Raw genomic sequence first — 400 nt, forward strand, 5'->3', positions numbered from 1 at the left:
CCGAAATGAATACGGTAATCGACGACTATAAGCTTCGAGAGATTACCGACAATACCGATACAATTACGATCGAATGCCTTGCTGCGGCCGAGAGCCGGGTAAGCTCCTACCTGCACAACCGGTACGATACCGTTAAGATATTCTCCGCCACAGGCTTCGAACGACATCCTGAGATCGTTGCGATCGTCAAAAATATTGCGCTCTATTTCATCTGCCGACGTCACAATATAGATATCATATTCGAGCGTGTCAAGGAGGCTTACAACGCCGACATAGCTTATCTCACAGCTCTCTCGAAAGGCACGATATCAGCGAATTATCCGCTCCGGTTGGACAGTACAGGCAGCACCAAATCAACGCTCAGAATGGGCAGTAACACCAAGTTCGATCATGAGTACTA

The 400-nt window shown here is 48.0% G+C and carries 1 protein-coding gene; it reads left to right on the forward strand.

What is annotated here, in order from left to right:
* Positions 1-400 (forward strand): phage protein Gp36 family protein (locus B7P34_RS36415; RefSeq protein ID WP_189383302.1); only part of this gene is annotated, 400 nt, incomplete at both ends.

The organism is Streptosporangium nondiastaticum, assembly GCF_003011965.1.
Taxonomy (GTDB): Bacteria; Actinomycetota; Actinomycetes; order Streptomycetales; family Streptomycetaceae; genus Streptomyces; species Streptomyces nondiastaticus.